At 42.0% G+C, this 20,870-nt stretch carries 21 protein-coding genes and 2 riboswitches; of the genes, 2 read left to right on the top strand and 19 right to left on the bottom strand.

Features of this window, described 5'->3' with window-relative positions; all coding sequences use genetic code 11:
- Positions 1-28 precede the first annotated feature (28 nt).
- Positions 29-943, bottom strand: a complete 915-nt coding sequence (gene lipA, locus ACJ9PY_RS24780; RefSeq protein WP_034310172.1) for a lipoyl synthase — start codon at positions 941-943, stop codon at positions 29-31.
- A gap of 187 nt (positions 944-1,130) precedes the next feature.
- Here lipA and ACJ9PY_RS24785 point away from each other — a divergent pair, with 187 nt between their 5' ends.
- Complete coding sequence (locus tag ACJ9PY_RS24785; RefSeq protein WP_400450178.1) at positions 1,131-2,117, top strand: M23 family metallopeptidase; 987 nt, start codon at positions 1,131-1,133, stop codon at positions 2,115-2,117.
- 86 nt (positions 2,118-2,203) lie between these two features.
- Entirely contained in the window at positions 2,204-2,953 is a 750-nt protein-coding gene (gene yunB / locus ACJ9PY_RS24790) for a sporulation protein YunB (RefSeq protein ID WP_063574753.1), read from the top strand.
- Positions 2,954-2,975: 22 nt separating this feature from the next.
- On the opposite strand, the gene ACJ9PY_RS24795 is transcribed toward yunB, so the two are convergent.
- The 18 genes from ACJ9PY_RS24795 to ACJ9PY_RS24880 form a co-directional block, all read right to left on the bottom strand.
- Positions 2,976-4,073, bottom strand: a complete 1,098-nt coding sequence (locus ACJ9PY_RS24795; RefSeq protein ID WP_411739210.1) for an HD-GYP domain-containing protein — start codon at positions 4,071-4,073, stop codon at positions 2,976-2,978.
- A 171-nt stretch (positions 4,074-4,244) separates the two neighbouring features.
- On the bottom strand, positions 4,245-4,547 hold the full coding sequence (locus tag ACJ9PY_RS24800) for a YunC family protein (protein ID WP_034310161.1): 303 nt from the start codon (positions 4,545-4,547) through the stop codon (positions 4,245-4,247).
- A 61-nt stretch (positions 4,548-4,608) separates the two neighbouring features.
- On the bottom strand, positions 4,609-5,997 hold the full coding sequence (locus ACJ9PY_RS24805) for a bifunctional metallophosphatase/5'-nucleotidase (protein WP_411739211.1): 1,389 nt from the start codon (positions 5,995-5,997) through the stop codon (positions 4,609-4,611).
- Positions 5,998-6,010: 13 nt separating this feature from the next.
- Positions 6,011-6,838, bottom strand: a complete 828-nt coding sequence (locus ACJ9PY_RS24810) for a sulfite exporter TauE/SafE family protein (RefSeq protein WP_411739212.1) — start codon at positions 6,836-6,838, stop codon at positions 6,011-6,013.
- Positions 6,839-6,922: 84 nt separating this feature from the next.
- Entirely contained in the window at positions 6,923-7,771 is an 849-nt protein-coding gene (locus ACJ9PY_RS24815; RefSeq protein ID WP_063574749.1) for a DUF72 domain-containing protein, read from the bottom strand.
- A gap of 199 nt (positions 7,772-7,970) precedes the next feature.
- Positions 7,971-9,368: a Fe-S cluster assembly protein SufB gene (sufB, locus tag ACJ9PY_RS24820; protein ID WP_053536753.1), complete on the bottom strand. Its 1,398-nt coding sequence runs from the start codon at positions 9,366-9,368 to the stop codon at positions 7,971-7,973.
- 55 nt (positions 9,369-9,423) lie between these two features.
- Entirely contained in the window at positions 9,424-9,852 is a 429-nt protein-coding gene (gene sufU / locus ACJ9PY_RS24825) for a Fe-S cluster assembly sulfur transfer protein SufU (protein WP_034310148.1), read from the bottom strand.
- Complete coding sequence (locus ACJ9PY_RS24830; protein ID WP_048688225.1) at positions 9,842-11,071, bottom strand: cysteine desulfurase; 1,230 nt, start codon at positions 11,069-11,071, stop codon at positions 9,842-9,844. Before ACJ9PY_RS24830 ends, sufU begins: the two co-directional genes overlap by 11 nt.
- Positions 11,071-12,372, bottom strand: coding sequence for a Fe-S cluster assembly protein SufD (gene sufD / locus ACJ9PY_RS24835; RefSeq protein ID WP_034310144.1), 1,302 nt, complete (start codon positions 12,370-12,372; stop codon positions 11,071-11,073). Before sufD ends, ACJ9PY_RS24830 begins: the two co-directional genes overlap by 1 nt.
- A 15-nt stretch (positions 12,373-12,387) precedes the next feature.
- Positions 12,388-13,173, bottom strand: a complete 786-nt coding sequence (gene sufC / locus ACJ9PY_RS24840) for a Fe-S cluster assembly ATPase SufC (protein WP_034310141.1) — start codon at positions 13,171-13,173, stop codon at positions 12,388-12,390.
- Positions 13,174-14,585: 1,412 nt separating this feature from the next.
- Positions 14,586-15,422, bottom strand: coding sequence for a MetQ/NlpA family ABC transporter substrate-binding protein (locus tag ACJ9PY_RS24845; RefSeq protein ID WP_403187630.1), 837 nt, complete (start codon positions 15,420-15,422; stop codon positions 14,586-14,588).
- A 15-nt stretch (positions 15,423-15,437) separates the two neighbouring features.
- Positions 15,438-16,106: a methionine ABC transporter permease gene (locus tag ACJ9PY_RS24850; protein WP_034310130.1), complete on the bottom strand. Its 669-nt coding sequence runs from the start codon at positions 16,104-16,106 to the stop codon at positions 15,438-15,440.
- On the bottom strand, positions 16,099-17,133 hold the full coding sequence (locus tag ACJ9PY_RS24855; protein ID WP_057278064.1) for a methionine ABC transporter ATP-binding protein: 1,035 nt from the start codon (positions 17,131-17,133) through the stop codon (positions 16,099-16,101). Before ACJ9PY_RS24855 ends, ACJ9PY_RS24850 begins: the two co-directional genes overlap by 8 nt.
- 153 nt (positions 17,134-17,286) lie before the next feature.
- Positions 17,287-17,399: riboswitch (SAM riboswitch) on the bottom strand.
- Positions 17,400-17,516: 117 nt separating this feature from the next.
- The gene (locus ACJ9PY_RS24860; RefSeq protein ID WP_239859716.1) at positions 17,517-18,827 is read right to left on the bottom strand and encodes an O-acetylhomoserine aminocarboxypropyltransferase/cysteine synthase family protein; all 1,311 of its coding nucleotides are present in this window, start codon (positions 18,825-18,827) and stop codon (positions 17,517-17,519) included.
- 100 nt (positions 18,828-18,927) lie between these two features.
- Positions 18,928-19,035: riboswitch (SAM riboswitch) on the bottom strand.
- A 145-nt stretch (positions 19,036-19,180) separates the two neighbouring features.
- Complete coding sequence (locus tag ACJ9PY_RS24865; RefSeq protein ID WP_411740331.1) at positions 19,181-19,489, bottom strand: thioredoxin family protein; 309 nt, start codon at positions 19,487-19,489, stop codon at positions 19,181-19,183.
- A gap of 3 nt (positions 19,490-19,492) precedes the next feature.
- Entirely contained in the window at positions 19,493-19,858 is a 366-nt protein-coding gene (locus tag ACJ9PY_RS24870; RefSeq protein WP_057278065.1) for a toprim domain-containing protein, read from the bottom strand.
- A gap of 94 nt (positions 19,859-19,952) precedes the next feature.
- Positions 19,953-20,336, bottom strand: coding sequence for a glycine cleavage system protein GcvH (gene gcvH / locus ACJ9PY_RS24875; protein ID WP_034310122.1), 384 nt, complete (start codon positions 20,334-20,336; stop codon positions 19,953-19,955).
- A 95-nt stretch (positions 20,337-20,431) separates the two neighbouring features.
- Positions 20,432-20,788, bottom strand: a complete 357-nt coding sequence (locus ACJ9PY_RS24880) for an arsenate reductase family protein (protein ID WP_034310119.1) — start codon at positions 20,786-20,788, stop codon at positions 20,432-20,434.
- Between the last annotated feature and the right edge of the window lie 82 nt (positions 20,789-20,870).

Below are 20,870 nucleotides of genomic sequence, written 5' to 3' on the forward strand. Positions count from 1 at the left end.
CCGAATTTTTTCGGTCCTTTATTTCACTCTATTTCAATAATTCTTCACCTTTGCTCTGCTTATGTTTTGCCGCAGCATTAACCTGTTCATCCGCATGGTAGGATGAACGGACAAGCGGACCTGATTCACAATGGCTGAATCCTTTTTCCAATGCACGTTCTTTCAGTTCGGCAAATTCTTCAGGCGTGTAGTATTTCAGCACTTTTAAATGCTTTTTAGTCGGCTGCAAATACTGGCCGATCGTCATGATATCCACATTATTGGCCCTTAGGTCATCCATTGTCTCAAGGATTTCCTCACGCGTTTCACCCAGCCCCACCATTAAACTGGACTTTGTCGGTATTTCCGGATACAGTTCCTTGGCTCTTCTTAAAAGCTCCAATGAACGATCATACTTGGCCTGAGCCCGTACACGGTCGGATAAACTTCTGACAGTCTCTATATTATGGTTCAGGATATCCGGTTTAGCATCCATCAAAGTCTTGATATTTTCAAACACCCCGCCCATATCAGACGGCAATACTTCAATTGATGTAAATGGATTTTTGCGACGGATGGCACGGACCGTTTCAGCGAAAACTTCAGCGCCTCCATCCTTTAAATCATCACGGGCAACAGCTGTAATGACGACATGCTTTAAATTCATCAAAACAACGGAATCGGCAACACGCTCCGGTTCAGCCCAGTCCAATTCATTCGGACGTCCGGTTGTTACTGCACAAAAACGGCAAGCCCTTGTACAGATTTCACCTAGAATCATGAAAGTAGCCGTCCTTCTCACTGCCCAGCATTCGTGAATATTCGGACATTTTGCCTCTTCACAGACTGTATGAAGATTTTTCTCGCGCATCATATTTTTTAAACCGAGGTAATTTTCGTTAGTATTAAGCTTTATTTTCAACCAATCTGGTTTTCGAAGAATTTCTTTATTTCTAGAAGACATGAAAATGCCACTCCATTCTATAGAAATTAACACACCCTACTTTAACAATAAAAAAGCATTTATACAAGTTATAGTTGGTTTCCCATTATTTATTTTTCATGTTTATTGCCAAATCAGCAAAACTATAAAAGATGGATGGACTGATGTCTTTTAATAACGGAGAATATCATGAAAGGAGCCTGCCCCGTTGAAAAAATTATTCCTTCTAACGATAACTTGTTTGTTTATCTTGGCACCAGGCCAAGTCGCCAATGCTGCCGATACCCCTGATGTTTATGCCGGGAGAATGGCGCTATATAAAAATATGGAGGCTGCCCTCCAAATCCCGTGGTATTACCTTGCTGGAGCAGATCAATATGAGCACAGCCTAAGGGCCGCAAGAAGGGATTTAGAGCCGGCAAAGGGTTTTATAGGCATCCACATCGAGCCTTCAAAGTGGAGCGGGGCTCTCAATCCTGACTTAAACGATGTGAACCCGCTCACGATCACATTTTTTGATGGGTTGGGCCAGGATGGCAATGGTGATGGCAAAGCGGATATCACTAATGATACCGATCGATTGTATGCTTTTTCTAAGCATCTCCAAGCATATGGTGCAGATGAAGATAATATCCGGATCGGCTTGTGGGATTATTATAAACGCGATAAAGCCGTCAGCATCATTATGGGCAATGCCGAGATTTATAAGAAATACGACCGGTTGGATCTACATGAAAAAGCCTTCCCGGTTCCAGTACGGACTCATTATACGTACTTGAATACATGGGGAAGCGCTCGCGGATGGGGCGGAAGGAGAATCCATGAGGGCACTGATATTTTTGCGGATTATAGCCTTCCCGTTCGTTCCACGAGCTATGGAATCATAGAAATGAAAGGCTGGAATAAATTCGGCGGTTGGAGGATTGGGATACGGGATTTAAATAATACCTATCATTACTTTGCCCATTTAAGCGGCTTCGCCAAAGGGTTGAAAGTCGGTCAAATCGTTGAGCCCGGACAAGTCATCGGGGGTGTCGGCAGTACGGGCTACGGTCCTCCAGGAACTTCCGGAAAATTCCCTCCTCATCTTCATTACGGAATGTACAAAGACAACGGAATCACAGAATGGAGCTTTGACCCTTACCCCTATTTAAAATTGTGGGAAAGGAAAGATCTGGCCAAAAAGAAATGGTGAGCGGCGTGAATTTTACGCTGCTTTTTTTTGATTCGAACATAAACCCCTGAACTTGATGCATAGTTATTAGTAAAGGGGGCTAAAGCGTGTTCCGAAAAAGATTTCGAACGAAGAAATTCCGAAAAAAGGGGCCTCTTCCCACCCGAAAAGTATTTCTCTATTCATTTATCCTGTTCATCATATCAAGCATCATGACTCTTTGGTACGTGGACAAATCGATCGAACCCGTGATCATGAGTGTAGCCGAATATGAAATCAAACGGATTGCAACCGAAACGATTCATGAATCGGTTGATGAGAATATAGCCAAGATTGACATGAACAAAATCATCACCAACACCAAGGGTGGTGAGGACTCCAGTTCTTCCTATAGCTTCAATCCAGTCATATATAGTGAATTGCGGGCTAACATCACGAAGGATATTCAAAAGAAGCTTGGCATCAAACAGGGAAACCCTTTTAAAACAGGATCATCCAAAATAAATGATGAACAATATAAAAGTGTGGTGTATTATATACCATTTGGTGTCGTAACCGGGAATAACCTCCTTTCCAATTACGGACCTGAAATCCCAGTGAAAATGTCAGTCATCGGGAATGTTGAATCGGATTTGAGGACAAAACTGACAAACGCAGGCATCAATAATGTTTATTATGAATTGATTGTGGACTTTGATGTCAATATTCAAATCGTCATCCCCTCTTTCACGAAGGAGACCAAGGTAAGCCAGGAAGTGACAGTCGGAAGCCTGCTGATCGAAGGTGATGTTCCAAGTTATTTCAGTAACGGAAACGGCTCGGTTGCACCTGCCATCATGAAGGAAAACAAGGAATGAAAAAACCAGCTTATCCTTGAGGTTAGGCTGGTTCTTGTATATCGAGACATTTCATGATGAGCAAATGCAGGTTTTTATTCAAGTCCACTTCGTAGGGCTCTTTTATCTGCTCTCCATCTTCTTCAAGTATCCTTATCATGGGGCGGTCTCCTATCCCTTCATTTTGAGAGGATACTACCCCTTTCCTCCCATCATTCAATTCGACGGATAGACCATTGGGATAAATGGCAACCGCCCTGCGGAAAGCCTCGATGATCGTATTGTCGAACTTTTTCCCGACTCCGGAATAAAGGACTTCCAATCCTTGATGCGGCAGCATGGCCTTACGGTAAACCCGATTGGAAGTAACTGCATCAAACACATCGGCAACGGCAATGATCTTGCCGAAATAATGGATTTCATCCCCTTTTATCCCACGGGGATATCCAGATCCATCTAACCTTTCATGATGCTGATAGGCACAATTCGCAACTAAAAGTGAAACGGTATGAACATTTTTAATTAGATGAAATCCGTAATCGGCATGTTTTTGGATTTGTTCAAACTCCTTTTCCGTCAGCTTACCGGGTTTACGGAGGACTTCCAAAGGCACGAGCATTTTGCCGACATCATGTAAAATCGCTCCAAGCCCAAGAATTTCGAGATTCTTATCATTGATATTCAATTCCACCCCGATCGCCAAGGTATATAAGGTCACATTGAAGGAATGTGTGAAGATATAGTCATCGTATGTATAAACGTCGGCCAATAAAGTCATTAGCTCTTTATTCCTTTTCAGCTCGCCCATGATGTTCCGGACTATTTGAGTTAATTTGACGTTAGCCTGCTCTATCGTGAATGATCCATCCAGGTTCATTTTATTTTTCATGTCCAGGAAAGTGGTTTCAATCATATTAATGGCTTCTCTTCTAAGTTTCCCGGAAACTGGGGGCTTCGGAATAATGTCATCCGTCCTGGAATCTTGAATGTAAACATAGGGAATATTAAGGGAAACCAGTCGATTGATCATCTTCTGCGTTAATCTAAGACCCTCGCACAATAGGATATGGCCCCGATCATTATAAATGCTTTTACCGAGCCTTGCTCCAGGTCTTAGGGACTTTGTGATAGCTAGCCTCATACTTGTACTCCGTTTCCCCATTCAATATTTGTAATTCAAACCGATTCTTTCTTTTATAAGTTTTATCGGAGCATATTTTTATAAATGAATCTGTTAGAACATATTTATTGAAAAAATATTTACTTTGATAAAAAAATAAGGCCCCCTTCGGAAGAAAGAAAGCCCACCTTTTCAAATCATTTTGATTAATGCCTCTTTACCAATCATTCCTGGATGTATGCCCTTTTCCACAGCCTCCCAGGTGACTGATTCAAGCGGCGCTTCCAATAACTCTTCAATCGATTTAACTCCTGTGGCCCTCCCTGCAAGGATTTTACGATCTCTCAATTTATCGTTCAGCAGTCCAACATCTAACGCACCGCACATTATATACCCTTTTTCGGACGCGACAGCAAGTAAATTCGTTTTCGGCAGTCGGACAGAAATGGCTAGGAATGTATGATTATCAAGAATTATTGGGATCATGTTAATCAATTGGTTTCGCCCCTTCCTTCCCCATACTTTATGAAAAAAAGGGCAAAACCGTGATTTTGTATCAGGGGTTAGTGTATATTTTTTTCAGCTTCCATAAAAGGATATCCCGTAAGAATTCCGGCAGTAAGTATTCCTTGCGATTGGAGCGATGGATACTTGGAAAGAAGTGCCCGAACGTGAACATATCAGGTATTGCCAATTTATAGGACTTATCCGCCTGCAGTTTCTCTCCTTTTATAAGGATCCCTTTTACGATTCCATTCTCCATTTCGTTAAATTCAATTTGATCATAATGCATGACTCCCATGATTTTTCCGCGAAAACCAAAACCTTTCACCTGAATATGAGGCCACTCTTCATTTCTCGATTGCATCAAGATTTCCTTTAACTCATTCCCATCTACTTCAACGACACAAGGATTGATGGGATGTGGGCAGATTCTGTGAATATCCCCTTTTGTGACAGATCCCTTCGGAAGCCCCTCGAGCAGAAGACCTGCATTCAAAAAGGAACAATCCGCCTGACTCCACTCCCTTAGGGCCTCCACAAGGATTTCCGTCAAAGGACTTCGTTTGAACCAATCATTATCCAGTGCCATCGGTAAATCCACAGCAACCTGTTTTAGCGTTTTTCCTCCGGCCTGGTATATTTCTTCAATCCATGACCTTTCATTCTCCAATTCCAAAAAGTCATTGGTATCATAAAGAATGGCTCTCTTCTGGCTAATTTTCTTTTCCTGATTGACGGTCATTTCCACCTGTCCAACAAAAAAACCATATTTCCCTGCCCCGCAAAGGAGTGTGCCATTGATCAATTTACCTTGGTGGAGGATGTGGTGGGTATGCGCGCCAAGTATAATGTCAATCTCCGGAAAGTCCCTTGCCATCCTCTCATCATCGTGGATGCCCAGGTGGGAAAGGATGATGATTACATCCGCCTCTGTTTTGACCCTTTCGAGCTGCGCCTTTAACTCCATGAATGGTTCCGTTATTTCCCAGCCCATCGCAGAATAAAACTTTTGAAAAAAGGCTGTCAAACCTATCATCGCGATTTTGGTGCGTTTTGCCGTTGTATGTATCCAAAATGGAAGCGCCCATTCCGGCCTTTCATTATCACCGTAATAAATATTGGCTGCCAAGACCTTGAACCTTGCATGATCATATAAGGAATCCAATGCATCATGAGGTAAAGTGATCCCTTCATTATTGCCGATGGTCACATATTGGTAGCCCGCTTCATTAAGCAGTTCAATATTTCCTTTACCCAACGTACCTTCTGTATATGGATGCCAGCGGTCCACATGATCGCCTATATCCAGTATGATCGCTTCTTCTCCCGTTTCTTGATGAAGTTGTCTTCTTTCTTTAAGAAACTTATCAATACGAGGCCAATTCTCAAAATGACTATGGAGATCATTGGTGTGATATAAATGAATGATTTCTGACATCATTTTTCCTCCTCGTTTATCCTGTAATGCCTTGGTATATAAGACGTAAACCAATGATTATCAGCACTATTTTCAACATATTCTCCAGCGACGCACTCTTTAGGCGCGTATTTATGAATGCGCCCAATTTAGCACCGAACCACGCACCCGGAATCAGGGCAAAAGCATATGGCCAATTTACATTTCCAAGGGAAATATGCGTAATCGAATTAGTGATGGAAGATAGGAATACCATGAACATCGAAGTCGCTACAGCCATATGCGGAGGAAAGAAGAAAAGAAGCATCATGACGGGTACCATTAAGGCTCCGCCGCCAATTCCAAATAACCCGGAGCTGAATCCCACGACAAAAGAAATAAATACAGCTAAAAGGGGGTGGTAACCATAGGAAAATGAATGTCCATTTTCGGTTTTATACGTTTTCACTATTTTCCCTTTTCCAGGCTTGAAAAGCATGGGCTTCAAACGATTTTTCACTAATAACACGATGGCCATGAAAACCATGAAAATTCCAAAGTACAATGAAAAAGCTTCGGCGTTAAGGTTTTTATTCACATGGGCCCCCATTATTCCCCCAGGTGCACCGCCAATAAAAAAGATTAAGCCGGCCTTATAATCCACCACCTTATGTTTTAAATAAGATAGAGTGGAAGATAAGCCGGTAAAAATCATGATTACGGTTGAAACACCAACGGCGACCTGTGGAGTCAGCTCATCGATAATATTTGTAGATGTTCCTAAATATAAAAGGTAAGGCACAATGATGATGCCACCTCCCAGACCGACAAGAGCGCCGATTGATCCCGCTAATAATCCAATACCCACTAATACTAACCATACCATGAAAAAATCCGCCTTTACCTGTTTGTGAGGATATTACCTCTACTAGCTTGTCACATCATCTCATTATTCATTATATAATCCCTCTTAAAACAAACCAAGCTGCTTAGGAGCCAGTCCTTCATATTCTATACCAAGCAGCTCGATCATTTGTTTGGCATTATCAGCTGCATCCCCGCCTGAGTTATTATTGAATAGGACATATAACTCCTTGGATTCCTTTTCCAATACCCTGATTTTCTCCACCCATTCAGTCAATTCCTGATGATTATATCGATATAGGTACCTGACCTCACGCCAATTATCCCCCGAAGCAGGCCTTTGCCAACCATGCAGGTTACGGCCATGAAAGCGTACCAGGGTTTTATCTTTATCGGTGGCATGCAGAACGACAGGAATGGATCCCTCACCAGCCTGCGGCTCATCGCATACAGTATGGATCCAGCCTTCCTTTTCGATAAAATCCAAAGTTTGCTGGACTACGTTGGGCCTGTACCAGCTTTGATTCCGGAACTCTATGGCAACTGGGATATCGCCCATTTCAGCTTTGCACCATCGCAGGTAATTCACATTTTCACGTTTACAATCAAACCATGGCGGAAACTGAAATAAAACCATCGCGAGCTTGCCGGACTTCCGATATGCTTCCAGTGAGTCGCAAAACGCCTTGAACATCTCCTTCTTACTTTCAAATGGGATTTCCCCACGTTGATGTCCTGTCATCCCTTGGTAGGCTTTAACGACAAACCGGAATGATGCTGGCGTCTCGGATACCCACTTTTCACTGTTCCTCTTTGGCTGGACTGCATAGAATGAAGCATCCACCTCCACAATGGGAAAATGAGCGCCGTACTCTTTGAGTTTATCACGTTGGGAAACACCTCCATGATATAAACTATCATGATCACCCCAACCGGTCACACCAACATAAATCATCTGCATCACCACTCCTTTGGGACAGGACCATTTCCTGACTTCTTCTTTTATTTTTTTTACCCTCATTGAGCCATATCTAATCTTTCGTATAAGGGTGTGGAATATCAAAATATCAAAACAAAAAGCCTGCCAGTCAAACCCGGCAGGCTTTTGTATGAATGATTATTCTAAATCGCCTTACAGGCAGGCCAGTCGGTTATTATCCGATGGAGCCTTCCATTTCGAACTTGATCAGACGGTTCATTTCAACCGCATATTCCATTGGAAGTTCTTTTGTAAATGGTTCGATGAAGCCCATTACGATCATTTCCGTTGCTTCTTGCTCAGAAATTCCGCGGCTCATCAAGTAGAACAATTGTTCTTCAGATACTTTGGAAACCTTCGCTTCGTGTTCAAGGGAAATATTATCATTCAAGATTTCATTGTAAGGGATCGTATCAGATGTAGACTGATTATCCATGATTAATGTATCACATTCAATGTTGGAACGAGCTCCATCCGCTTTACGTCCAAAATGAACGATACCACGGTATGTTACTTTACCGCCCTGTTTAGAAATTGATTTAGATACAATCGTTGAAGATGTATTTGGCGCTAGGTGAATCATTTTCGCACCCGCATCTTGGTGTTGGCCTTTACCTGCAATGGCAATCGATAATGTCATACCGCGAGCGCCTTCACCTTTTAAGATGACAGCAGGATATTTCATTGTCAATTTCGAACCGATGTTACCATCAATCCATTCCATTGTTGCATTAGCGTCACAAACCGCACGTTTCGTAACCAGGTTAAACACGTTGTTTGCCCAGTTTTGGATCGTCGTGTAACGGCAGTAAGCATCTTTCTTGATGACAATCTCAACAACCGCACTATGAAGGGAGTTAGTTGTATAAACAGGTGCTGTACAACCTTCTACATAGTGAACGGATGCGCCTTCATCAACAATGATTAGCGTACGTTCGAATTGCCCCATGTTTTCAGAGTTGATCCGGAAATATGCTTGAAGCGGAGTATCCACTTTAACGCCTTTTGGTACATAGATGAATGATCCACCTGACCAAACTGCCGAGTTCAATGCAGAGAATTTATTGTCAGTAGGCGGGATCGTTTTCCCGAAATGCTCACGGAAGATATCTTCATTTTCACGAAGTGCTGAGTCCGTATCTTTAAACACGATACCCAAGTCTTCCAATTCTACTTTCATGCTATGGTAAACCACTTCAGATTCATATTGGGCAGATACACCGGCAAGGTATTTTTGTTCGGCTTCAGGAATTCCCAATTTATCAAAAGTCTGTTTGATTTCATCAGGAACTTCATCCCAAGACTTCTCTGATTTCTCTGATGGCTTAACATAGTATGTGATTTCATCGAAGTTCAGGCTCTGCATGTCGCCGCCCCATTGAGGCATTGGCATGTTATAGAAATGCTCCAATGATTTCAAACGGAAATCAAGCATCCATTGCGGTTCATCCTTCATTCGAGAAATTTCTTCCACGATTTCTTTTGTCAGACCACGCTTTGAACGGAAGATGGAAACATCTTTATCCGCAAAGCCATATTTATAATCGCCGATATCAGGCATTTTCTTTGCCATAGCTCGTATTCCTCCATTTCAAATGGCTGAATTACAACAGCTCATTTTAATTTAATTATTCCTTCAATCCCTTTTCCATGGCTTTCCAAGCTAGGGTAGCACACTTGATTCGGGCAGGGAATTTAGAAACACCCTGAAGGGCTTCAATATCCCCAAGGTCCATCTCATCGTCGTATTCTTTCCCCTGAATCATTAAGGAAAAAGTCTCGGACATCGCTAGGGCAGTATCAACGTCTTTGCCCTTAATGGCTTGCGTCATCATGGAAGCCGAACTCATCGATATCGAACAACCATCACCATCGAATTTAACATCGCTGACCTTGCCGTCTTCAATCTTCATCGTTAAACGAATCCGATCGCCGCAAGTTGGATTATTCATATCGATTGTCATGCTTCCATCTTCTAGCATGCCCTTATTACGAGGTTTCTTATAGTGATCCATAATGACTTGACGGTAAAGTGTATCAAGGTTATCAAAAGACATTACTGAAATACTCCTTCGTTTTAACAAGCCCGGACACAAGCTTATCAATATCTTCTTCCGTGTTATATAGATAGAAACTTGCTCTTGCTGTCGCTGATACGTCAAGCCATTTCATTAATGGCTGTGCGCAGTGGTGACCGGCACGGACAGCAATTCCATCTGCATCAAGAACGGTAGCGACATCATGTGGATGTACGTCATCAATATTAAAGGTTATTACACCAGCACGCTTTTCTGCATCTTTAGGACCGTAAATGGTCAGCCCTTCAACTGCTGACATTTTCTCCATTGCATAAGCGGCGAGCTTATGTTCATGCCGTTCAATATTATCCAAACCGATTTCCTCCAAGAAATCAATGGCAGCCCCCATGCCGATGGCGCCGGCGATGATTGGGGTACCGCCTTCGAATTTCCACGGGAGTTCTTTCCATGTAGACTCATACAACCCTACAAAATCAATCATCTCTCCGCCGAATTCGATCGGTTCCATTTTTTCCAGAAGATCTTTCTTGCCATATAATGCGCCGATGCCCGTTGGACCGACCATTTTATGACCTGAGAAGGCAAAGAAATCACAATCCAAATCACGGACATCCACTTTTAGATGCGGCGTGCTTTGTGCCCCGTCGACTACCATTACAGCATTGTGATCATGGGCAATTTGGGCGATTTCCTTCACAGGATTGATAACGCCAAGCACATTCGAAACCTGCATGATGGACACGATTTTCGTTGCTTCCGTAATTGTAGCCCTCGCATCGTCAACGGAAATCGTGCCATCCTCCTGAAGCGGAATATACTTCAATACAGCGCCTTTTTCTTTGGCAAGCTGCTGCCACGGAATGATATTACTGTGATGCTCCATGTAAGAGATGACGATTTCGTCACCCTCTTTAATATTTGCACCACCGTAACTTCTTGCTACAGTATTTAAAGCAGTCGTTGTGCCTCTGGTAAAGATGATTTCTTCTGTAGAAGAAGCATTAATGAATTTACGTACCTTTTCACGAGCACCTTCATACGCATCCGTAGCTTTTGTTCCTAGTGTATGCACCCCGCGGTGAACATTCGAGTTATAGCCGCGGTAATATTGCTCAATCGCTTCAATCACTGCAGCCGGTTTTTGAGAGGTTGCAGCACTATCTAAATAAACTAATGGCTGACCATTGACTTCTTGATCTAATATTGGAAAAAGCTTACGAATTTCGTATGGGTTCATTACTGTACTTTCCTTTCAATGACCGCTACTAATTGTTTTTTGACTCCCTCAATTGGAAGCTCGTTAACAACAGGGGCCAAGAATCCGTGAATGACAAGTCTTTCTGCTTCTTTCTTTGTAATACCACGGCTCATTAAATAATACAGCTGAAGCGGGTCGACACGGCCGACTGAAGCAGCATGACCAGCCGTTACATCATCTTCATCGATCAAGAGGATCGGATTGGCATCTCCGCGTGCTTTTTCACTTAACATCAATACACGTGACTCTTGTTCAGCATTGGCCTTTGTAGCACCATACTCTATTTTCCCAATGCCATTAAAAATGGAGGATGCGGATTCTTTCATGACACCGTGCTTAAGGATATAACCCTCAGAGCGTTTGCCATAATGAATGATGGCTGTCGTGAAGTTCTGCTTTTGTTCCCCGCGTCCGACTACAACGGTTTTTGTATCACCGTGAGAGCCATCGCCCATTAGATATGTTGTATTATCTGAAATCGTATTTCCGTCGTTCATCAGGCCAAGCGCCCACTCAATACGTGCGTCACGTCCTGCTACTCCACGGCGGTTAACATATGTCGTGAAGCCTTTTGAAAGGGTATCGACCGCACCATATTGGACTTTGGCATTCGCATTTGCAAATACTTCAGTTACGATGTTGGCAACACCTTCGTTAGACTCAACGGTTGAGAAATAGTTCTCTACATATGTGACAGAGCTATTATCTTCAGCTACGATCAAGACATGGTTGAAAAGTGTAGTATCCGGATTATCCAGAAGGAATACCGATTGAATCGGCTCTTTGATTTCTACATTTTTCGGAACATAAAGGAATGCTCCCCCATTAACCAATGCAGCATGAAGCGCTGTTAAACGATGCTCATCTATTTTAACGCCGTCTTTCATGAAATATTTTTGCACAAGCTCAGCATGATCGCGGGCCGCTGATAAAATATCCGTAAAAATGACGCCTTGTTCTTTCACATTTGCTGACAGATTGATATGTGCCGGCGTATTATTGCGTTGGATGTATAAGTTTTCATTTTCTTCAATGATGGACTTAATTTCTTCCGGAAGCTCCTCTAAAGAGGCAAAAGCTTCACTCTCAACCGTATGAGTTTGGAAAGAAGTGAAATTCCATTTATCGATTTTCGTTTTATCCGGCTTTGGCATCGGGAGCTTTTCTAATTCAGAAAACGCTTGAATCCGAAGCTCGGATAGCCAAGCTGGATCATTATTTTTAGTTGAATAGGAGCTTATATCCTCTTGTTCAAACGGTAATTTCGTTTCTGTAGTCATTGCAAATCCTCCTACTTACGCTTCTTCGCCAACAGTTTCGTCTTCAATGCCCAATTCTTGTTTAATCCAGTCATAACCTTCCGCTTCCAAGCGGGCAGCAAGTTCAGGACCGCCTGATTTTACGACACGTCCTTGCATCATTACATGTACAAAATCAGGAGTGATGTAATTTAATAGACGTTGGTAGTGAGTGATGATCAAGCATCCAAAGTCTTCTCCGCGCATTTCGTTGATTCCTTTTGAAACGACTTTAAGTGCATCGATATCTAGACCTGAATCAATCTCATCTAAGATTGCAATTTTAGGTTGGATCATCATTAATTGAAGAATCTCGTTGCGTTTTTTCTCTCCGCCTGAGAAACCTTCATTTAAATAGCGTTGCGCCATATCTTCATCCATTTCAAGGAATTCCATTTTTTGGTCCATTTGACGAATGAATTTCATCAATGAAATTTCATCGCCTTCTTCACGGCGTGCGTTAATGGAAGAACGTAAGAAGTCTGCATTTGTAACACCGCTGATTTCACTTGGATATTGCATAGCTAGGAATAGACCGACACGAGCGCGCTCGTCTACTTCCATCTCCAATACATCTTCACCATCGAATGTGATGCTTCCGCTAGTTACCTCATATTTAGGGTGACCCATGATTGCTGATGATAAAGTTGATTTACCAGTTCCATTTGGTCCCATGATCGCATGGATTTCCCCACCTTTAACTTCAAGGTTTACCCCTTTTAAAATCTCTTTGCCTTCAATTGATACGTGCAGATCTTTAACCGTTAATGTAGAAGCTGACATAATAATACCTCCGTGAACTAATTCCAATTTTATTACCAGAAAGTAAAGATTACTTTCATTACTATAATTTCCGTAAAAGCATTCTCACTTTATTCTCATTCCAATTTTATAACAAATCCAATTTGGAATCAACTAAATAGATAGAGGTTTCCACTTCGGCCATGTTAAAAACCTGTCCGATTCTTACAATACTAACAGATATGGCCTGTTTACTGCATATTCATACTTATTTTAGCTTTTGTTAAAATTATCTTATTATTCGGCAAATCTTCGTCCTTATTACTATATGTTCAAAGGATTCGATTGCAAGGTATGAACGTTCCGCTTAAAAAGAAAAAAATCGGACTGTCAGGTATTATGTAAGTTTATCCAATAAGGAAACCCTTATTTTATGGACCACTTTCCATTTTACCTCTACAGACCGATCTTTTAAAGAACTCTTTTATATGCTTAGCCGTGAATTTTGCGTTGTAGGTCCTGGACCATTTTGTTGCACTTTACATGTTCCCTATCCCGTTCTTTCTCAACCTCGATACGGAGGTCTAAGTCTCTACTGTACTCACTGTAGCCAATCCCATGTGAAGACTGCATCGCCTTTTCCATTTCGCTTGTTACATTTAAATCCAGAGTATTGATAGTGAACCATCCTTTCAAATTTGTGTATCATTTTTTCACCTTCATTATCTCTATACCCTTTCCTTTCCTGATTAAACATGAAAGGAATTAAAATTAAGCCGCAGACTGAAACAACCTGGATCATCATTATAGCGAGCTGGTTTGTCCGTTCAGCTTTTACATAGTGCGTCGCTCATAATTTTTAGTTTGTATACAGTTTTTTAGATTTTTAGGTTTTCCAAATTTGAACGTTACTTTCCACTTCAGGCACTCGCTTTCCGCGGGCGGTCCGGAAGCCTCCTCGGCGCTTTTGCGCCTGCGGTGTCTCCCCTTGACTCGCTTTTCCCGCAGGAGTCTCGTATCTTCCGTTCCAATCCACTAAGACTACACAATCAGATAGAATCACTTTCACCTACATTCTATATTCCGTTCAATGCCGGTTAGGATTTCCGTGATAAAGTGCTTCACTTCTCTAAGTTCGGCAGCTTTATTAATCATTTGTTCAATCAGAGGCTCTTAATCGAGTATTTCCGGGTGTTATTATCGTCCCAACACAAATCCGTTACTGTCTGCTGAAGCATACATGAATAAAACCTGAAGCTGTTGACGCAGATTCCGCAACCATGGCTATGTGTAATATGAGCGTTTTGGTTGTTATCCCTGCCCATCGGCACTCAATAACAAATGTAGAGGGCTATTATGATTTTAAATCCAATAAAAAAAAAGGTTTCAAAATGAGACCATTCCGAAACCTTTTTAAACTGCGACCTGAATAAAATCAGGTCGCCATTCTCGAATTATTTATCCGCCGGTACAACTGCACCTTTGTATTCTTTAAGAATGAAATCTTGAATTTTTTTAGAATGCAATACTTCTACAAGCGCTTTGATTGCTTCTTTATTTTCGTCACCTTTGTTTACGGCAATGACATTCACATAAGGTGATTCGGAATCTTCAATCGCAATTGAATCTTCAAGCGGATTCAAACCGGCGTCAATTGCATAGTTGGAGTTGATCAAGACTGCATCGCCTTCGCCGCTCTCATAAATTTTAGGAAGCAGGGCCGCTTCATAATCTGCATCGAATTTAAGGTTTTTCTTATTTTCAACGATGTCTTTCGTTGTAGCCGTCGTTTTATCGATGCCTTCTTTCAAAGTGATCAGGCCATTCTTTTCCAAAAGGGATAAAGCGCGTCCATGATCAGCAACAGAGCTGCTCATAATAATTGTTGCGCCTTCCGGAAGTTTATCAATGCTTTTATATTTTTGTGAATATAGAGCAATCGGCTCGATATGGATTCCGCCAGCATTGACGAAGTCATATCCATTTTCTTTAATTTGCCCCTCTAAATATGGAATGTGTTGAAAGTAGTTAGCATCCAATTCCTTATCATTCAACGCCTTATTCGGTAAAACATAGTCCTGGAACGTTTCAATTTCCAAATCGATTCCTTTTTCTTTAAGAAGCGGTTTAGCTTCCTCAAGGATTTCTGCATGAGGAACATTGGATGCTCCTACAACTAATTTCTTCGATTCTTTATCCGTATCGCTGCCGCTTTTATCCTTTTCACTTCCACAAGCAGCCAAAGCGATAGATAACACTAAGATTAATGCAAATCCTAAAAACTTTTTCATCCTATTCATCTCCCTTTATCTTTTGTCCAATTTAGATGTAATCACATCTCCAATAATTTGAATTATGAAGACGATAATTAGAATAACGATTGTCGCTACAAGCGTAACGTCATTTTGATTTCTTTGATAGCCGTCCAAATAGGCTAGATTACCAAGCCCCCCAGCGCCGATGACCCCGGCCATTGCGGTATATCCAACCAATGCAATCGATGTTACCGTAATCCCGGAAATAAGGGCAGGCATCGACTCTGGAAGAAGGACCTTCCAAATGATCGTGCTCGTTTTTGCCCCCATCGATTTAGCGGCTTCAATTACACCTTTATCGATTTCACGAAGGCCGATTTCAACCATACGCGCATAAAATGGGGCAGCACCGATAATAAGTGCCGGCAGTGCAGCATTCTCACCGATCATGGAACCGACAAGCGCTTTAGTGAAAGGAATGAGCAGCACGATCAAAATAAGAAATGGAATGGAACGGAATATATTGACGACAGCACTCATGACTCCGTTAACAGCCCGGTTTTGCCACATATTACCCTTTCCTGTCAGGAAAAGGATCAATCCTAGTATTATGCCTATAAAAAAGGTTGCCACTACAGAGACGCTTGTCATGTAAAGCGTTTCTTTCGTAGCTTCAATGATGTCTTCCCAATCAACATTCGGCAATAATTCTTCAAGCATGAGTAATCACCTCCACGCCTACCTGCTGTGCTCTAATGAATTCGATTGCGCGGAGCATTTCATCCTCTTTGCCATCTAGATGGATAAACAATGTTCCATATGAACCGCTTCTTGTTTGGGATATCTTACCTTGAACGATATTGACATCCAACTCGAAGTTACGTACAAGCTTGGTGATCAATGGGCTTTCTGCATGATCACCTACAAAGGTCAATTGAATCACTTTGCCTGCTGGATAGCGTTCGAGCAAATGGTCCATCGTTTCTTTCGTTTCTTCCGGTTCCGTTACCTGTTGCACGAAACGCTTCGTCATTTGTTCTTTAGGATTCTTGAAGACATCCAGGACAGGACCCTGTTCAACAACCTGCCCGCTTTCCATCACGGCGACGCGATGGCAGATTTTACGTATTACATGCATTTCATGCGTAATCAAGACGATCGTCAATCCCAAACGCTGATTGATGTCAACAAGCAATTCGAGTATGGAGTCGGTAGTCTGCGGATCCAATGCAGAAGTCGCTTCATCACACAGCAGCACTTTAGGGTCATTTGCCAGAGCCCTGGCTATTCCCACCCTTTGCTTTTGCCCTCCGCTTAATTGCGAAGGATAGGCCTTTTCCCTGCCTTCAAGTCCGACTAACTTGATCAATTCGTTCACACGCTTGGTGCGTTCAGGTTTAGAAATACCTGCAATTTCCAACGGGAAAGATATATTCTCCTGAACGGTCCTTGACCATAATAGATTGAAATGCTGGAAAATCATGCTGATTTCTTGACGGGCCTTACGGAGCTGAGCCCCTTTAATTTTTGAAATTTCCTTTTCAGCCACCACAACGGATCCCTCTGTCGGTGTTTCCAATCCATTGAGCATTCTGATCAAAGTACTTTTCCCCGCTCCACTGTAACCGATGATCCCGAAAATCTCGCCTTTATTTATTTCAACATTCACATTATTTACAGCCTTGATCGTCTCACTGTTTCCTTTTCCTGTTCGGAACAGCTTACTGACTTTCGTCAATGTAATCATTAACCCTCACCTCTTTTATCCAATAAAACCTATGAACTTAGTTGATTTCTCTACATTATTAGTCTGTTTCTCCTATCATGTAAAAGTTTTCCCAATTAAAATAGAAAAAACCTTTCTGCATGAGCAGAAAGGCAGGTGAAGAAACAGGCCTTCCTCTCATCTTCCAAAGTGATTAAACTTTGTGTGAATTGGCACCTTTCCAAGGAAATCTCCTTGTCGGTTGCCGGGTTTCATCGGGCACATCCCTCCACCTCTCTTGATAAGAGCTAATATATAGAATATTTGTACATCATTAAGTTCTTTAGTATGGAGAAATTTTATCATAGATAAAAAAGGAGCGCAATGTATATTATTTCTAGTACAAGAATGAACAGGAACTTTGCTTAAAGCGTTTTGGAAGTCAAGGAGACGATTTTCGTCGCCTTTTCAATTGCCTGCTCCAAATCTTCTATTAAGTCGTCTACATTTTCAATCCCAATCGATAAACGGACTTGATCGGCACCTACACCCGCTTTCGCAAGACCCGCCTCATTCAATTGTTGATGGGTCGTACTTGCTGGGTGGATGATCAAGCTCTTCGCATCCCCTACATTCGCCACATGGGACCATAATTCCACCGAATTGATAAGTTTTGCCCCAGCTTCGCGATTACCTTGAATCCCAAATGTCACGACAGCTCCAGCTCCCTTTGGCAAATATTTATCCGCAAGGGCTTTATCGGGATGATCCTCATCACCAGGATGTGAAACCCAGGTCACGGCAGGATGGTTTTTTAAATATTGGATGACAGACTTGGTGTTTGATAGATGCTCTTTCATCCTTACATGCAGCGTTTCAAGTCCAAGCGTAAACTGGAATGCACTTTGGGCACTTAGCGCAGGGCCCAAATCACGTAGTAACTGGACCCGGGCTTTCGTTATGAATGCGGCAGGGCCAACTGCCTCGGCGTATACCAGACCGTCGTAACTTGGGTCAGGCTCCGTGAAGCCAGGATAGTTCGGCGAGTTCCAATCGAATTTCCCTCCATCCACGATGACACCGCCTAGCGTCGTTCCATTTCCAAGAAGCCATTTTGTAGCGGAATGGATGACAATATCCGCTCCAAAATCAATTGGTCTGCAAAGATACGGTGTCGCGAAGGTATTATCAATGATTAAAGGTATGCCGGCTTCGTGGGCGATTTCCGCTACCGCTTCAATATCGAGCACCCTCAAACTTGGATTTCCGATCGTTTCAGCAAAAATGGCTTTAGTTCTTGGTGTAATCGCCCTTTTGAAATTCTCAGGGTCATCGGGAGAAACGAACTTCACTTTGATCCCATATTTAGGAAGAGTGTTTTCGAAAAGGTTATACGTACCGCCATATAATGTAGAGGCTGAAACAATCTCATCCCCTGCAGCAGCAATATTCAGGATTGAAAGTGAGATGGCAGCCATTCCGCTTGCCGTTGCCAATCCGCCGATACCGCCTTCCAATAAGGCCATTCTTTCCTCAAAAACGCTGACCGTGGGATTATGAAGCCGTGAATATATATAGCCATTCTCCTTCAGGCCAAATAAATTTGCTGCATGGTCGGTGTCCTTGAACAAGTATGCATTGCTTTGGTAGATAGGAACGGCACGGACACCTGTTTCATCAGCTTGCAGACCGCCATGAACACTCAATGTTTCGAAACGCAACTTTTTCTCTGACATATAATTTCACCTTTTTTCTATGGATTTAGTTGGATTTATATGAAATCTGGCTTTTTATAAACAAAAAAACCACTTCTATAAGAAGAGGTTTCAAGAACACACCTCATCTACCAGAGCCAACACTCTGCTGGAATTAGCACCGTATATAAAAATTTATACCGGTTGCCGGGCTTCGTCGGGCCAGTCCCTCCGCCACTCTTGATAAGAACTATTAAATTCTGCCATTACTTAATTCAAAATATAGCATTTTAGATTAAATCAGTCAATGAATTGTTAGAATATTCTTTGTTTATTTCCTGCTCTCATTCAAATGTCAGCAACAAAGAAAACCAACCGCGGTTCTGATTGGTTTCCTAACTGATTTCCTTAAGCAATCCGTACAAATTAGGAACGGATTGAAAGGCATATATTTTTTTGTGCAGCTGCCCTTCTTTGAAAAGCAATAAGCAAGGAACACTTTCGATTTCATATGATTCGGCAATTGCTTGGATATAGTTCATATTCATTTTGCCTGCCTTCAATTCGGGGAAAAGCTCCAAGGATATCGTCAGCATCTTGGAGGCCACCTGACAGGTTCCGCATAAAGGTGTATATAAATATAAGCAAAAAGTTTCCCCATTTTCAACAGCAAGCTTACACTCTTCTTCTTTCCATTCCTGCATCAATTAGTCGTTCACCCTTTGACTTAAAAATTTCATTTTCACATTCATATTGGCAGATAGGAGCACAGTTGCGATATGATGTTCGGGTGAGCTCTCCACTTCTTTGTACATTTTATTAATATACAGGTGGTTCGCTTCCGGCATTTCCCTTCGGAACTGCTTCCGCAGCTTTTCTCCTGATTCATCTGCGTCAAAAAGGAGATAAACATCACGGTCCATCAATTCATCCACTAATTCATCCAGCTTAGTTAATGATATGGTCCCATTCGTACATCTTATTTCCACATCTTCATTTAAAACGGAGGCAACTTTTCTTTTATCGGAACTGCCTTCTACAATGATCACTTTATCGAATTCGCCCCACTCCATGTCATCACTCCATCTCACGAATTATGTGCGCAACTCACCCACTGTACAAATGAAAAAGAGAGCAGGCCTTTTCAGTCCCCCCTCTCGTTTCTTTTTAACCGTTGATTAAACTCTCATACTCTTCAGCGCTCATCAAGTTTTCAATATCACTGCTATTAGATGGTTCAAGCACGACCATCCATGCCTTTTCATAAGGAGACTCATTTACATATTCAGGGTTGTCACTTAAATCTTCGTTCACTTCAACAACCTTGCCACTGATAGGTGCATAAAGTTCAGAAACGGTCTTAACGGATTCAACGCTTCCAAATGGTTCGTTCGCTTTCAATTCATCGCCGATTTCCGGAAGCTCAACGAATACGATGTCCCCTAGCTCGGACTGTGCGAATGCCGTAATTCCAATGCGCACTGTTCCATCTTCCGTTTTGACCCATTCATGTTCTTTAGTGTAACGAAGTTCTTTTGGTGTTGTTGTCATAATTAACCCTCCATATGTACATCTTATTTTATCTATTCCATTATAAGGTAGATTGTTTGTTTAAGTAAGGAATTAACCAAATATTTTGTGAAATTTCAGTTCCAAACCTGTTCGAATTGCTCTTCTTTGAATCCTACCGTCACTTTGGTGCCATCCGTAACAATCGGCCTTTTCAGAAGCATTCCATCTGTGGACAATATATCAAGCATCTCTGCTTCAGAAGCTTCTTTCAGCTTATCCTTTAAGCCCAGCTCCCGATATTTTTGACCGCTAGTATTGAAAAACTTCTTCAACTCCAAATTGCTGTTTTTATATAGTTGTTCTATTTCAGTTCGCGAAGGGGGATTATCCGCTATATGGATCGCTTCATATTGCAGTTCATGATTATCCAGCCACTTCTTCGCATTACGGCATGTACCGCATTTTGGGTACCAATATAATGTTAAGCCCATCATTTCACCACCTATCAATAGAATACCCGTTTTTACCACGCAATACAACGAAATGTCTTTTGAATTTCCAATGCGATTTCAT

This window comes from Peribacillus sp. S4 (assembly GCF_046715815.1).
Classification (GTDB): domain Bacteria; phylum Bacillota; class Bacilli; order Bacillales; family DSM-1321; genus Peribacillus; species Peribacillus frigoritolerans.